This is a genomic window from Pelomonas lactea (assembly GCF_043555885.1).
GTDB classification, from domain to species: Bacteria; Pseudomonadota; Gammaproteobacteria; order Burkholderiales; family Burkholderiaceae_C; genus Pelomonas; species Pelomonas lactea.
This window is the reverse complement of the sequence record NZ_JBIGHX010000003.1, coordinates 35,246-49,054: the sequence shown is the minus strand read 5'-3', so window position 1 is coordinate 49,054 and position 13,809 is coordinate 35,246. Positions and strand designations below refer to the sequence as shown.

Below are 13,809 nucleotides of genomic sequence, written 5' to 3'. Positions count from 1 at the left end.
CGCTCGGTCACAAGCCGGGCGGCGTTCTCACATGTCCAAGCCCAACCCGAAGGCCCCCGTCATGACGACACAAGTCACCGCCGACGCCGCCACCGCGGCCCGCCCTGCGGCCAAGATGCCGCCCCAGATTCCCTACATCATCGGCAACGAGGGATGCGAGCGCTTCAGCTTCTACGGCATGCGCAACATCCTGACGGTGTTCCTGATGACCAGCCTGCTGATGGCGGTCCCCGAGGACCTGCGCAAGGCCGAGGCCAAGGAGGTGTTCCACACCTTCGTCATCGGCGTGTACTTCTTCCCGCTGCTGGGCGGATGGCTGGCCGACCGCTTCTTCGGCAAGTACAACACCATCTTCTGGCTCAGCCTGCTGTACTGCTGCGGCCATGCCTGCCTGGCCCTCTTCGAGAACAACATCCGCGGCTTCTACTTCGGGCTGTTCCTGATCTCGCTGGGCTCGGGCGGCATCAAGCCGCTGGTGACCAGCTTCGTCGGCGACCAGTTCGACAAGAGCAACAAGTCGCTGGCGCAGAAGGTCTATGACGCCTTCTACTGGATCATCAACTTCGGCAGCTTCTTCGCGTCGCTGCTGATGCCGGTGCTGCTCAAGCAGTTCGGCGCCAGCGTGGCGTTCGGCGTGCCCGGCATCCTGATGGGCGTGGCGACTTTGATCCTGTGGAGCGGCCGCAAGCAGTACGTGCACCAGCCGCCCCGCGGCGCCAACCCGCACAGCTTTATGTGGGTGGTGTGGACGGCGCTGAAGTCCGGCGGCCTGGGCATGGGCGTCGCGCTGCTGGGTGTGGTGGGTGCGGCCGCCAGCCTGAGCCAGATGGCCAGCCTCGGCATCGTGGCCTCGGTGTGCCTGGCCATGGTGCTGGTGATGGGCTTTGGCGGCGCCGGCGCGTCGCTGCAGCTGGACCGCGCGCGCGGCGTGCATCCGGACGAAGCCGTGGACGGCGTACGTGCCGTGCTGCGCGTGCTGGTGCTGTTCGCGCTGGTCACGCCGTTCTGGTCGCTGTTCGACCAGAAGGCCTCGACCTGGGTGCTGCAGGCCGACCAGATGACCAAGCCCGCCTGGTTCCAGTCCTCCATGATGCAGGCGCTGAACCCGGCGCTGGTGATGATCCTCATCCCGTTCAACAACATGGTGCTGTACCCGCTGCTGCAGCGCCTGGGCCTGCGCGTGACGGCACTGCGCCGCATGGGTGCGGGCATCGCGCTGGCGGGCGCCGCATGGATCGTGGCCGGCGTGCTGCAGCTGTGGCTGGATGCCGGCGATGCCGTCAGCATCGTCTGGCAGATGCTGCCCTATGCGCTGCTGACGCTGGGCGAGGTGCTGGTGTCGGCCACCGGGCTGGAGTTCGCCTACAGCCAGGCGCCGCTGTCCATGAAGGGCACCATCATGAGCTTCTGGAACCTGTCGGTGACGGTAGGCAACCTGTGGGTGCTGCTGTCCAACGTCAGCGTGAAGAGCCCCGGTGCGCTGGCCGCGATCAAGTCCACCGGCTACAGCGAGACGGCCTGCCTGATGTTCTTCTTCGCCGCCTTCGCGCTGGTGGCGGCGCTGCTGTTTGCACTCGTCGCGCGGCGCTACCCGATGCAGGACAACTACCGCGGCTGACGCCGCACGGGTGAAATTACCCAAGCGGGCCACGCGCCGCGACGGCGCCTGCGCCCCTACGATGCCGCCGCGCTCCAGGCCCGGCGGCATCGCCGTTTCTGGCGCCTGCACGACCGCCGCCACGCCCATGACCGACGCCCGCCCCCACCGCCCCTACGTCGACCCGACCACGGTCGACGCCAACCCGCGCCCACAGGCCCCGCAGGAGACGCCGGCCTGGCAGCAGGCCTCCAGGCGCCAGCACAGCGGCTCGACGCCCCCAGCGCGGCCGCAGCGGCCGCGCGTTCAGCCCCCGGCGCCGACGGCCTCGGGCTACTTCACGCGGCACTGGCGCGGCGAACTCAGCCTGGCGCGCAGCTACTGGGTCAACAACGTGCTGCTGGCCACGCCGTTCGCGTTCGCGCTGACGGGGCTGATGAGCTGGATCAGCGTCAAGGGCGACTCCCTGCAGGTGAGCGCCATCACCGTGCTGGTGGGCATGCCGCTGCTGGTGGCGCTGAACATCTGGTGCCTGGTGGGCGCCTGGCGGGCCGCCACGCACTACCTGAGCGAGCAGGGCTCCAAACTGTGGGGCTGGCTGGCGCGCGGCACGCTGGCGCTGGGCGCGCTGCAACTGGCGCTGTCGGTGCTGCTGGGACTGCTGCCCAACCTGGGCGAGTTCTGGCAGATGGCACGCGGTGTCGACCCGCTGGGCCAGGCCACGATGAGCCTTTCCGCCGACGGCCGCAGCGTGCGCCTGGAAGGCGTCATCGGCATGGGCGACGGCGAGCGGCTGCGCGCGCTGCTGGCCAGCGACGCAGCGCGCGGCATCAAGCGCGTGGAACTGGTGTCGCCCGGCGGCCGAGTGCGCGAGGCCGAGCGCATGGCCAGCGCGCTGAAGAAGCATGGTCACGGCGCCCGCGCCGTCGGCACCTGTGCCAGCGCCTGCACGCTGGTGTTCCTGGGCGGCAGCCCGCGCCACCTCGCGCCAGAGGGCCAACTGGGCTTTCACCGCGCGTCCACCGGCACCTACAACCCGGTGTTCGAGGAGCTGGCCAACCAGGAACTCGCCAAGAGCTACCGCGAGCTGGGCCTGCCCGAGGCCATGATCGACAAGACGCTGGACACGCCGTCGCGCGGCATGTGGTTCGTGCCGCGCAAGGACCTGGTGGCCTACCAGCTGATCGCACCGTCGCCGCAGACGCTGGCGATCCCGTTGCCGCCCGTCGGCACGCCCGCCGTGCGTGCCGACATCGACGACGCGCTGCGCATGCACCCCGTCTGGGAGGCGCTGGAGCGGCGCACGCTGGGCACCATCGACGCCGTCAGGCAGGCCATGTCGGCCGCGCGCACGGCCGGCGCCAGCGACGAGGACGTGCAGGCCGCCGCGCTGCGGCCGCTGGCCAAGCAGATGCCCGAGTTGCTGGGCGGCACCGACCCCATCCTGCGCCGCCGCTATGTGTCGCTGGTGGCCGACCAGCTGCGCGCGCTGCGCACGCCCGCCCGCCCCGGCGAGCGGCCCGCATGCCGCGACCTGCTGGACGGCCGCCTGGCCGCACGCAAGCAACTGCCCGTGGAACTGCAGGCCCGCGAGGCGCAGTGGCTGCTGGATGCCGCCCAGAGCGCGCCGCCACGCTGGCTGCCCAAGCCGCCCAGCGCCATCGAGGTGGAGGTCGTCAGCCGCACGGTGGGCTCGGCGTCACTGGGCATGCTGTCGCAGCTGTGGGCCGACATTCCCGACACGGCGGCCGGCAGCGGCGCCGCCTGCGAGCCCGTCATCGCGATGCTGGACCGCTTCGCCGCCCAGACGCCGGCGCGGCGCGACCTGGCCGAGCGCCTGGCCCTCCACCCGCGCCGCTGAACCGACCTGCCCCGCCCCCTCACCCGTTCCTGGAGTTCCCCGTGACCCTGCCCCTGTTCCGCCCCCGCCTCGCCGGCCTTGTTCTGGGCCTGCTGACCGGCGCCGCGCTGGCCGCCAAGCCGGCAGCCGAGCCGCCGCTGATGGACATGACGCCGCGCCCCAACCAGCACCAGCGCCAGACCATGGACATGCAGGCGCTGATGACCATGCGCATCGAACCACGCGCCGACGCCACCGACGAGGAGAAGGCGCGGGCCCAGCAGGCCCAGGCGGCCATGCCCATGACGATGAAGATGCGCCTGCAGCAGACGCTGCGCACCGGCGCGCTCAAGGCCGACGGCTGGATGCCGCTGACGCTGGACCATCGCACGATGGACCTGTCGATGACCACCGCCACCGGCGTGCCGGTGCCCATTCCGGCCGCCAAGACCGGCAGCATGACGATCACGGCACGCCTGCAGCCGCAGGACTTGCGCTTCGAGCTGGACAGCCTCCAGGGCCAGCAGCCGCTGGACGAGCAGATGAAGCCCATGATGAGCAACCTGATGAACCAGTTGCTGGGCATGACGAAGGCGATGCGCGGCAAAAAGCTGGTCGTCGGCGAGAGCTTCGAGATGCCGCTGGACGCCGTGCTGCCGATGCCCGGCCCGGGCCCCAACGGCGGCCAGCTCAACGGCCAGATGCGCTACACGCTGACCCGCCTCGACAAGGGCATCGCCTACTTCGACGCGGGCGTGACGCTGGACATGAACGCCTCGGTCACCCCGCCGGCCGGCGCGTCGGCCCCGGCGGCCGGCCCGGTGAACATGGCCGCCCAGGGCGGCGGCCAGGGCAAGTTCTCGATGCGGCTGGCCGACCGGCTGGCGCTGACGAGCGACATGACCCTGCAGACGCAGATGACCATCAACGCCCCCAACGGCGACGTCGTCCGCATGGACATGGACATGACGATGAAGGGTCGCGGCGAGAGCCTGAAGCCCGTGGCAGCCAAGCGCTGAGCCCCGGCTCAGGCGCGCTCGACGACGACGAAGGCGACGGCGTAGTCCTGCTCGTCGCTGACCGTCACATGGGCGCTCAGGCCCTGCGCGGCGAACCATTCGGCCAGCTCGCCGTGCAGCGCCACCTCGGGCTTGCCGCTGCGCGCCTTGACGACCTCCATCGCGCGCCAGGTCATCGGCATGCGCATGCCCATCCCGATGGCCTTGGAGAACGCCTCCTTGGCCGCGAAGCGCGTGGCCAGATAGGCCACGCCGCGCGCCGCCACCTTGGCGTGGCGCTCGCGGAACACGGCCATCTCGTGCGGGCCCAGCACCTTCTCGGCGAAGCGCTCGCCACGCCGGGCCAGCGTCTCGCGAACGCGGCGGATGTCGCAGATGTCGGTACCGATGCCGTAGATCATGGGAAGGCGATCACCTCGTTGGCGATGGCCTGGCCATCGAGCATGAACTGCGTCTGGCCCATATGGCGGCCGCCTTCACGCGCGTAGAAACGCAGCGCCCCTTCGTTGCCGACCCAGACGCTGAGCCACAGTCCTTCACCAGGCCAGGTCTCGCGGGCGGCCTGCAGCAGCCGCGCGCCGAGCCCGCGGCCCGTGCAGGGCGGTGCGACGTACAGCCGGGTCAGCTCAACCTCAGATCCGGTCGACACCGGCGCAGGCGCGCCGCGCTGGGCCTGGGCGAAGCCCTGCAGCGCCGCCCCCTCCTCCAGCAACCACAGCGCCTGCAGCGGGTCGTTGATCGCCCGCTCGAAGACCGCCGGCGTGAAGGTCTCGTCCAGGTAGGCCAGGAAGCGCAGCTCGACGCCGTCGGTGGCATAGCTGTCCAGCCACACCCAGCGCGCCAGCGCGGCCAGGCGCGGCGCGTCGTCCGCGCGGGCGCGGCGCAGCGTCATGCGTAGGCGGTCGCGATGACGCGCAGGTAGGCGCGCACCGTCTCCGCATAGCCCAGCTCCAGCGCGTCGGCGATCAGCGCGTGGCCGATGGACGCCTCCTGCACGCCCGGCACATGGCGCAGGAACAGGCTCAAGTTGTCGCGGTTCAGGTCATGGCCGGCGTTCAGCCCCAAGCCCACCTTCAGCGCCGCTTCGGCGGTGGCCGTGAAGCCGGCCAGCACGGCGTCCTGCCGCTCGGTGCCGAACGCGCTGGCGAAGGTCTCGGTGTAGAGCTCGATGCGCTCCGCACCCAGTTCGGCCACGGCGGCCATCGCGGCCGGGTTGGGGTCCATGAACAGGCTGACGCGCACGCCCAGGTCCTGCGCCTCCTGGATCAGCGGCTTCAGGCGCTCCGCATCCTGAGGCAGCGTCCAGCCGTGGTCGGACGTGAACTGATCCTCCGAGTCGGGCACGAAGGTGACCTGGTGCGGCCGGTGCCGGCGCACGAAGTCCATCAGGTTCTGCGTCGGGTTGCCCTCGATGTTGAACTCGGCCTGCGGCCAGTCCTTCAGGAAGGCGGCCAGGTCGTCGACGTCGCTGGCGCGGATGTGGCGCGCATCCGGCCGCGGATGCACGGTGATGCCTTGCGCGCCGGCCAGCAGGCACTGCTCGGCCGCCCGCAGCACGCTGGGGATGCCCAGGTGACGGGTGTTGCGCAGCAGCGCGACCTTGTTGACGTTGACGGACAGCGCGCAGCGCGCGCCAGCGTGGGCGAGAGGATTCATGGGCGTGGCGCCCGGCCGCCCGAAGCCACGCGCGCCCCCCTTCGGGTGGCCACACGTGACACGGGCTTGTGGGCTCTCATGTTTCGAGCAGGTTCTGGACGTCGACCAGCAGCGCACGGGTGCGCAGCGGCTGATGGCCGAGATGGTAGTGGAGCAGTCCGCGCAGCGTCGTCTTCAGCGCCGACGGCGCCGCCGCACAGGCCTGGCGCAGCGCGGCCTGGCTGCCGTGCAGCAGCGCCGCCTGCAGCTGGATCAGCAGCAGGCCCGGCAGCTGCGCATCGCTGGTGGGCGGGATGACGCCGGACTCGGGCGACAGCTGGTAGCGGCGCTCGGGGTCGACATGAGTCTGCGTGGGCGTGACGACGCTGAGGTCGGGCAGCAGCCCCAGTTCCGCCAGCAGCCTGAGCTCGAACGCGCGCAGCGCCGCGTCGCCTTCGGTCAGGTGGGCCAGCGTGTCGCCGTAGGCATCGAACAGCTGCGGATGCGGGTCGTGCCGGGCCAGCAGCTTCAGCAGCAGCTCGTTCAGGTAGTAGCCGGAGAACAGCGCCGCGCCGGATGGCAGCGTCGCGCCACCACCCCACTCGGCGCTGCGCAGCGTCTGCACCTCGCCGCCATCGGCCTTGGCCGGCTTGCTGAGGGAGACCGAGATGCGCTGCAGCGGCAGCAGCACGGCGCGCAGCTGGGAGTACGGCCGCTTGGCGCCCTTGGCGGCAACGGCCAGCCGGCCGGATTCGCGCGTGAACAGGTCCAGGATGAGGCTGGACTCGCTCCAGTCGTGCTGGTGCAGCACGTAGGCCGGCTGCACCGACGGTGCGCGGCTCACGGTCACTCGTAGCCGTAGGAGCGCAGATGCTCTTCGGTATCCGCCCAGCCCGAGCGCACCTTGACCCACAGCTCCAGGAACACGCGGCCGTCCATCAGGTGCTCCAGCTCCTGGCGCGACTCGGAGCCGATGCGCTTCAGCCGCTCGCCGCCCTGGCCGATGATCATGCCCTTGTGGGCGTCGCGCTCGACGACGATGCTGGCGCTGATACGGCGCAGCTCGCCCTCGTCTTCCCACTTGTCGATGACGACGGTAGAGGTGTAGGGCAGCTCGTCGCCGGTCAGGCGGAACAGCTTCTCGCGGATGATTTCGCTGGCCAGGAACTTCTCGCTGCGGTCGGTCAGCGCGTCTTCGTCGTAGAACCAGCCCTGCTCGGGCAGGTAGGGCTTGAGGATCTTGAACAGGCGCGTGACGTCGGCCTCCTTCTTGGCCGACAGCGGCACGAACTCGGCGAAGTTGCGGCGCTCCTGCATGCCCTTGAGCCACGGCGCCAGCTCGGCGCGGCGGTGCACGGCGTCGAGCTTGTTGGCGATCAGCACGACCGGCTTGTCCTCGGGCAGCAGACCCAGCACCTTGGCATCGTCCAGGCCGAAGCGGCCCGCCTCGACGACGAACAGCACCAGGTCGACGTCGGCCAGCACGCCGTGCACGGTGCGGTTCAGCGTGCGGTTCAGCGCGGCGTTGTGCTTGGTCTGGAAGCCGGGCGTGTCGACGAACACGAACTGCGCCTCGTCGACGGTGCGCACGCCGGTGATGCGGTGACGCGTCGTCTGCGCCTTGTCGGACGTGATGCTGACCTTCTGGCCCACGAGGGCGTTCAGCAGCGTGGACTTGCCGACGTTGGGGCGGCCGACGATGGCGATGAGGCCACAGCGCTGCGGGACGTCGGTTTCAGGCTTGGTGGTCTCGGTCATGATTTGCCTCGTTCGGCGGTAAGTCTGTCCAGCAAGCGCCGTGCCGCTTCCTGTTCGGCGGTGCGGCGCGAGCGGCCCTCGCCCAGTTCGGCCACGTCCAGCGCCGGCACGGCGCATTCGACCTCGAAGGTCTGCGCATGGGCCTGGCCGCGCGTGGCGACGATGCGGTAGCTGGGCACGGCGATGCGGCGAGCCTGCAGCCATTCCTGCAGCGCGGTCTTGGCGTCCTTGCCGAAGTCGCCGGCGCTCGCCGACGTGGCGATGGTCTCGCCCAGCAGCCGGCGCACGATGGCCAGCGCGGCGTCGTAGCCGGCGTCCATGTAGGCCGCGCCCAGCACGGCCTCGACGGCGTCGGCCAGGATCGACGGCCGCTGCGCACCGCCACCGCGGGCCTCGCCGTCGGACATCTTCAGCACGGCCGGCAGGCCCAGCGCCAGGCCCAGCTTGTGCAGGCTGTCCTCGCGCACCAGATGGGCGCGCACGCGGGTCAGGTCGCCCTCGTCGGAGCCGGCGTAGCGCTCGTACAGCAGGCTGGACACGGCCAGGCTCAGCACGGCGTCGCCGAGGAACTCCAGGCGCTCGTTGTGGTCGGCGCCGTAGCTGCGGTGAGTGATGGCCCGCACCAGCAGCTCGGGCCGCTGGAAGCGGTGACCGAGGCGGTGCTGCAGGGCGTCGAGAGCGGCGGCGTTCATCGTCGAGGCGCCAGCGTCTGCACGGTCAATCTGACTTGCCCCGGTACTTGATCACCAGATAGACCGGCCCGAACAGGTCGATCTCCTTGTCCCAGGCGAACTCGATGACGACCTTGTCGTTGCCATCCTTGCTGATGATGAGGTCCGAGCTCTTGATGCTCTGGATGGAGTATTCGGTGATGGTCGCGCGGTCGAAGTCATTGCGCGCGGCCGGCACGGTGGCAGGGTTGCTCGCCGCAATGCGGTTCACGACGCGCTTGACGGTGTAGTACTCCAGCACGGTCGGGAAGACCTTCATGGCCACCACCGCCAGCACGGCGATGACGCCGCCCCAGAACAGCAGCCCGATCAGGGTCAACCCACGCTGCTGGCGGGCGGGCGACGACGGCGGAGAACGGCGGCAACGGCTCATCGGAGGCTTCAATCGAAGAAGGTGAAGACGCGCTTGAGGTTACCGAAATTCATCCACACCATGAAGGCCTTGCCGACGATGTTCTCGTCCGGCACGAACCCCCAGAAGCGCGAGTCGCGCGAGTTGTCGCGGTTGTCACCCAGCATGAAGTAGTGGCCGGCCGGCACCTTGCAGGTGACGCCTTCGACGGTGTAGCGGCAGTTCTCCTGGAACGGGAACGGGCCGTCGGCACGGTCGGGGCGGAACATGCGCAGCGCATCGGGCTGCACGAGGATCTGGTGTTCCTTGTCGCCCAGCTTCTCCAGGAAGCGCTGGCGGTAGACGCGCGCATCCTCGTCGTAGAAGTTGCCCTGAGGCTGCACCGGTGCGGCCTGGCCGTTGATGTAGAGCTTCTGGTTGAGGTACGACACTTCGTCGCCGGGGATGGCGGCCACGCGCTTGATGAAGTCGGTGCTGGTGTCCTCGGGGTAGCGGAACACCATCACATCGCCACGCTTGACGTCGTTGTTGGCGATGATGCGCTTGTTGATCACCGGCAGCCGGATGCCGTAGTGGAACTTGTTGACCAGGATGAGGTCACCCACCAGCAGCGTCGGCACCATGGAGCCGGACGGGATCTTGAACGGCTCGGCCACGAAGCTGCGCAGCAGGAACACGACCAGGATCACCGGGAACAGGCCGGCGGTCCAGTCCAGCCACCAGGGCTGCTGCAGCAGCTGCTGGCGCGCGGGTTCGATGTCGCCGTCCACGCGGGAGATGCCTTGTGCGGCCAGCGTCTCGCGGCGCTTGGCGTCGTTGTCGACGAGGTTTTGCGCTGCGGCGCGGCGAGCCGGCGCGAAGTGGAACCGCTCGGCCAGCCAGTACAGCATGGTCACGGAGGTCAGCACGAACAGCAGCAGCGCGAAGTTGCCACTCCAGCGGCCGACATACCAGCCGCCGAGATAGGCCACCAGGGCCGCGTACAAAACACCGGTCAGGGCGCTCATCAGGGATGTTTTCAAGGCGGGGAGATCTCGGCGTGGGGGTTCAGTCGTCGACCTGCAGGATGGCGAGGAAGGCCTCTTGGGGCACCTCGACCGAGCCGATCTGCTTCATGCGCTTCTTGCCGGCCTTTTGCTTTTCCAGCAGCTTGCGCTTGCGGGTGATGTCACCGCCGTAGCATTTTGCCAGCACGTTCTTGCGCAACGCCTTGATGTTCTCGCGGGCGATGATGTTCGCGCCGATGGCGGCCTGGATGGCCACGTCGTACATCTGGCGCGGGATCTGCTCGCGCATCTTGGCGGCCACGCCGCGGCCGCGGTACTGGCTCTGGCTGCGGTGCACGATCATGGCCAGCGGGTCGACCTTGTCGCCGTTGATCATGATGTCCACCTTGACGACGTCGGCGGCGCGGTACTCCTTGAACTCGTAGTCCATGGAGGCATAGCCGCGCGAGGCGGATTTGAGCTTGTCGAAGAAGTCCAGCACGATCTCGGCCAGCGGGATCTCGTAGGTCAGCATGACCTGCTTGCCGTGGTAGGCCATGTTGAGCTGCACGCCGCGCTTCTGGTTGGCCAGCGTCATGACGACGCCGACGTAGTCCTGCGGCATGTACAGGTGCACGGTCACGATGGGCTCGCGGATCTCGCGGATGCGGCCCACGTCGGGCATCTTGGACGGGTTCTCGACCTGGATGACCTCGCCGTCGTTCAGCTCCACCTCGTAGATGACGCTGGGCGCGGTGGTCACGAGGTCCTGGTCGAACTCGCGCTCCAGGCGCTCCTGCACGATCTCCATGTGAAGCAGGCCCAGGAAGCCGACACGGAAGCCGAAGCCCAGCGCCTGGCTGACTTCCGGCTCATAGCGGATGGATGCGTCGTTCAGGCACAGCTTCTCCAGCGCGTCGCGCAGTTGGTCGTACTCGCTGGCCTCGGTCGGGTACAGGCCCGCGAACACCTGCGGCTGGATTTCCTTGAAGCCAGGCAGCGCCTCGGTCGCGGGGCCGGCGTTGTTGGGCAGCTTCTTTTCGAGCGTGACGGTGTCGCCCACCTTGGCGGCGGCCAGCTCCTTGATGCCGCAGATGATGAAGCCCACCTCACCCGCCTTGAGGGCCTCGCGGTTCTCGCTCTTGGGCGTGAACACGCCCAGGTGCTCGATGGGGTAGACCGAGTTGGTCGCCATCATGCGGATGCGCTCGCTCTTGCGCAGCTCGCCGTCGACCACGCGCACCAGCATGACGACGCCGACGTAGTTGTCGAACCAGGCGTCGATGATCATGGCCCGCGGCGGACCTTCCGGATTGCCCTTGGGCGGCGGCATCTTGGCGATGACGGCTTCCAGGATCTCGTCGATGCCCATGCCGGTCTTGGCCGAGCAGGGAATGGCGTCGTCGGCGTCGATGCCGATGACGTCCTCGATCTCGGCCTTGGCGTTGTCCGGGTCGGCGGACGGCAGGTCCATCTTGTTCAGCACCGGCACGACCTCGACGCCCAGGTCCAGCGCCGTGTAGCAGTTGGCCACCGTCTGCGCTTCGACACCCTGCGATGCGTCCACCACCAGCAGCGCGCCTTCGCAGGCCGACAGCGAGCGGCTCACCTCATACGAGAAGTCCACGTGCCCCGGCGTGTCGATGAGGTTGAGGTTGTAGACCTGGCCGTCCTGGGCCTTGTACTGCAGCGCCGCGGTCTGCGCCTTGATCGTGATGCCGCGCTCGCGCTCCAGGTCCATGGAGTCCAGCACCTGCGCTTCCATCTCTCGATCAGACAGCCCTCCGCAGCGCTGGATGATGCGGTCGGCCAGCGTGCTCTTGCCGTGGTCGATGTGGGCAATGATGGAGAAGTTGCGGATGTGGTTCATGCTGACTGCGGCGCGCGAGGACTGAAGTCACAACGGCATCGCCGTTGCGTGGGAGGCTCATATCGCGCAGCGATGTGAAGACCCGCCAGGGCCGTGCCGTAAACAAAAAAAAGGCACGTCGAAGAGGTGACGCGCCTTCCAACAAAAGGTATGGCAACTGCTTGTTGGGCTTCCATTGTAGCCAAAAGGGTCGGCCGGGAAACCGCACCAGCATTGGTTGTCCGGCCGTTGCAGGCTGCCAACAAGGATTTTCATCCACAACTTATCCACAAGTTCTTGTGGATGGCCTGTGGATCAAATTCCGGCGTTGCCGGCAGCCCACGATTGCACGGGCGGAGACCATTTCAGGGGCACGTCTGGCGCAGATTTTAGCGGCCGGCGCGAACAATCCTCCGCCCACGCGCCAAAGTTAGCCGGCGCCAACTTTCCGGAACGGTGGACAACCTGCCCGGCCGTCCCGCGCAACGCTTGCCGCATCGCGGAAAGCCCGAGCGGCCGGCGCAGTTTTCCGTCAGGGCTTCACCGGCTTGAGCAGCACGAAGCTGGTGATGTCCTCGCGGCGCACCAGCAGGTTCATGGCCTTGCTCTTGTCGGCCTTGGCGATCTGCGCCTGGAAGGCCTTGACCGAGGTCACCTCGACGTTGTCGATCGCCAGGATGATGTCGCCCTCGCGCAGGCCCGCACGCGCCGCGGCGCCAGTGCTGTTGTCGACCTTCACGCCCGCCTTGAGCTTGAGCTCCTTGCGCTGGGCGTCGGTCAGCTCGGACACCTTCAGGCCCAGCGCCGCGCTGGGCGCGGCCGCGGGGGGGGCGTCCTGGCTGCCTTCATCGCCCGAGCTGCCCGGCTTCTTGCTGCGCTCATCCTCGCCGATGGTGACGACGATGTCCTTGCTCGCGCCACGGCGGAACACGGTCAGCGTGGTCTTGGCGCCGGGCTTCACGTTGGCCACCAGGCGGCGCAGGTCGGCGGCCTTCTCCACCGTCTTGCCATCCACCTTGGTGACGACGTCGCCGCCCTCCAGGCCCGCCTTCTCGGCCGGGCTGCCGGCGATCACCGAGCGGATGACGGCGCCCTGCGGCTTGCCCAGGCCGATGGCCTCGGCGATCTCCTTGGTGATGTCGTCGGGCAGCACGCCCAGGTAGCCGCGCACGACGCGGCCGCCGGCGCGCAGTTCGTCGGCCACGCGGATCGCATCGGCGATGGGGATCGCGAACGAGATGCCCATGTAGCCGCCGTTCTGGCTGTAGATCTGCGAGTTGATGCCGATGACCTCGCCGCGCATGTTCACCAGCGGGCCGCCGGAGTTGCCGGGGTTGATGGCCACGTCGGTCTGGATCAGCGGCAGCAGTTCGCCGGTGTCGCGCTGCTTGGCGCTGATGATGCCGGCGGTGACGGTGTTCTCCAGGCCGAACGGCGAACCGATGGCCATGACCCACTCGCCCACCTTGGCCTTGTTGCTGTCGCCCACCTTGACGACCGGCAGCCCGGCGGCCTCGACCTTGACGACGGCCACGTCGGAGCGCTGGTCGGCGCCGATGAGCTTGGCCTTGAGCTCGCGCTTGTCGGTCAGCGTGACGATGACCTCGTCGGCGCCCTGCACGACGTGAGCGTTGGTCAGCACATAGCCGTCAGCGCTGAGGATGAAGCCGGAGCCGACACCACGGCGCATCGGGCCGTCATCGTCGGGCGTGCCGCCGCGCGGTGCACCGCGGCGCTGGTTGGGCACGGGAATGCCGAAGCGGCGGAAGAACTCCTGCATCTGCTCGTCCATCTGCGCCTGGTTCTCGGCCGGTTTGACCTTCTCGGCCGTGCGGATGTTGACGACCGCGGGCCCGACGCGCTCGACCAGCTCGCTGAAGTCGGGCAGCTCGCGGGACTGCGCAACGCTCGGTGCGGCGCCGAAGGCGAGCGCGAGGGCCAGCGCGGCGCCCGACAGCAGCAGGCGCTGGCGCGAGGAGGAGGGACGGTTCACAGCGTGCATAGACAAAGGTTCCAGGTTCGGCGTGCGGAGGATAGCGAGA

Annotated in this window: 13 protein-coding genes; 3 read left to right on the top strand and 10 right to left on the bottom strand. The window is 68.7% G+C overall.

All coding sequences use genetic code 11. The features are described 5' to 3' along the window. Window positions 1-61: 61 nt before the first annotated feature. The 3 genes from ACG04Q_RS08815 (at window position 62) to ACG04Q_RS08805 (ending at window position 4,456) form a co-directional block, all read left to right on the top strand. Entirely contained in the window at window positions 62-1,618 is a 1,557-nt protein-coding gene (locus ACG04Q_RS08815; protein WP_394510533.1) for a POT-type proton-dependent oligopeptide transporter, read from the top strand. Between the two features lie 127 nt (window positions 1,619-1,745). Continuing rightward, the gene (locus ACG04Q_RS08810; RefSeq protein ID WP_394510532.1) at window positions 1,746-3,458 is read left to right on the top strand and encodes a COG3904 family protein; all 1,713 of its coding nucleotides are present in this window, start codon (window positions 1,746-1,748) and stop codon (window positions 3,456-3,458) included. Window positions 3,459-3,499: 41 nt separating this feature from the next. Next, window positions 3,500-4,456 carry a hypothetical protein gene (locus ACG04Q_RS08805; protein ID WP_394510531.1) on the top strand — a complete coding sequence of 319 codons (957 nt, stop codon included), beginning with the start codon at window positions 3,500-3,502 and terminating at the stop codon, window positions 4,454-4,456. 8 nt (window positions 4,457-4,464) lie between these two features. Here the strand turns inward: ACG04Q_RS08805 and acpS are convergent, their stop codons facing one another. From acpS to ACG04Q_RS08755, 10 genes are all read right to left on the bottom strand, one after another. Continuing rightward, complete coding sequence (acpS, locus tag ACG04Q_RS08800) at window positions 4,465-4,857, bottom strand: holo-ACP synthase (RefSeq protein WP_394510530.1); 393 nt, start codon at window positions 4,855-4,857, stop codon at window positions 4,465-4,467. After that, window positions 4,854-5,348, bottom strand: coding sequence for a GNAT family N-acetyltransferase (locus ACG04Q_RS08795; RefSeq protein ID WP_394510529.1), 495 nt, complete (start codon window positions 5,346-5,348; stop codon window positions 4,854-4,856). The genes acpS and ACG04Q_RS08795 overlap by 4 nt, the downstream gene beginning before the upstream one ends. Continuing rightward, a complete protein-coding gene (locus ACG04Q_RS08790; RefSeq protein ID WP_394510528.1) occupies window positions 5,345-6,112 on the bottom strand; it encodes a pyridoxine 5'-phosphate synthase in 768 nt (255 codons plus the stop codon). The genes ACG04Q_RS08795 and ACG04Q_RS08790 overlap by 4 nt, the downstream gene beginning before the upstream one ends. Window positions 6,113-6,188: 76 nt before the next feature. Beyond that, window positions 6,189-6,935, bottom strand: a complete 747-nt coding sequence (recO, locus tag ACG04Q_RS08785) for a DNA repair protein RecO (RefSeq protein WP_394510527.1) — start codon at window positions 6,933-6,935, stop codon at window positions 6,189-6,191. Window positions 6,936-6,937: 2 nt separating this feature from the next. Then, window positions 6,938-7,849, bottom strand: coding sequence for a GTPase Era (gene era, locus ACG04Q_RS08780; RefSeq protein ID WP_394510526.1), 912 nt, complete (start codon window positions 7,847-7,849; stop codon window positions 6,938-6,940). Further along, window positions 7,846-8,541 carry a ribonuclease III gene (gene rnc, locus ACG04Q_RS08775; protein WP_394510525.1) on the bottom strand — a complete coding sequence of 232 codons (696 nt, stop codon included), beginning with the start codon at window positions 8,539-8,541 and terminating at the stop codon, window positions 7,846-7,848. The genes era and rnc overlap by 4 nt, the downstream gene beginning before the upstream one ends. Window positions 8,542-8,566: 25 nt before the next feature. Next, entirely contained in the window at window positions 8,567-8,899 is a 333-nt protein-coding gene (locus ACG04Q_RS08770) for a DUF4845 domain-containing protein (protein WP_394510524.1), read from the bottom strand. 62 nt (window positions 8,900-8,961) lie between these two features. Then, entirely contained in the window at window positions 8,962-9,939 is a 978-nt protein-coding gene (lepB, locus tag ACG04Q_RS08765) for a signal peptidase I (RefSeq protein ID WP_394510523.1), read from the bottom strand. 40 nt (window positions 9,940-9,979) lie between these two features. After that, window positions 9,980-11,788 carry a translation elongation factor 4 gene (gene lepA, locus ACG04Q_RS08760; protein ID WP_394510522.1) on the bottom strand — a complete coding sequence of 603 codons (1,809 nt, stop codon included), beginning with the start codon at window positions 11,786-11,788 and terminating at the stop codon, window positions 9,980-9,982. A 511-nt stretch (window positions 11,789-12,299) separates the two neighbouring features. Next, a complete protein-coding gene (locus tag ACG04Q_RS08755) occupies window positions 12,300-13,769 on the bottom strand; it encodes a DegQ family serine endoprotease (protein ID WP_394510521.1) in 1,470 nt (489 codons plus the stop codon). Window positions 13,770-13,809: the final 40 nt, after the last annotated feature.

Coding starts and splice junctions, on each gene's coding strand:
- lepA (WP_394510522.1), bottom strand. CDS start 11,788: ATGAACCACATCCGCAACTTCTCCATCATTGCCCACATCGACCACGGC.
- rnc (WP_394510525.1), bottom strand. CDS start 8,541: ATGAACGCCGCCGCTCTCGACGCCCTGCAGCACCGCCTCGGTCACCGC.
- acpS (WP_394510530.1), bottom strand. CDS start 4,857: ATGATCTACGGCATCGGTACCGACATCTGCGACATCCGCCGCGTTCGC.
- era (WP_394510526.1), bottom strand. CDS start 7,849: ATGACCGAGACCACCAAGCCTGAAACCGACGTCCCGCAGCGCTGTGGC.
- ACG04Q_RS08790 (WP_394510528.1), bottom strand. CDS start 6,112: ATGAATCCTCTCGCCCACGCTGGCGCGCGCTGCGCGCTGTCCGTCAAC.
- lepB (WP_394510523.1), bottom strand. CDS start 9,939: ATGAGCGCCCTGACCGGTGTTTTGTACGCGGCCCTGGTGGCCTATCTC.
- ACG04Q_RS08795 (WP_394510529.1), bottom strand. CDS start 5,348: ATGACGCTGCGCCGCGCCCGCGCGGACGACGCGCCGCGCCTGGCCGCG.
- ACG04Q_RS08810 (WP_394510532.1), top strand. CDS start 1,746: ATGACCGACGCCCGCCCCCACCGCCCCTACGTCGACCCGACCACGGTC.
- ACG04Q_RS08755 (WP_394510521.1), bottom strand. CDS start 13,769: ATGCACGCTGTGAACCGTCCCTCCTCCTCGCGCCAGCGCCTGCTGCTG.
- ACG04Q_RS08815 (WP_394510533.1), top strand. CDS start 62: ATGACGACACAAGTCACCGCCGACGCCGCCACCGCGGCCCGCCCTGCG.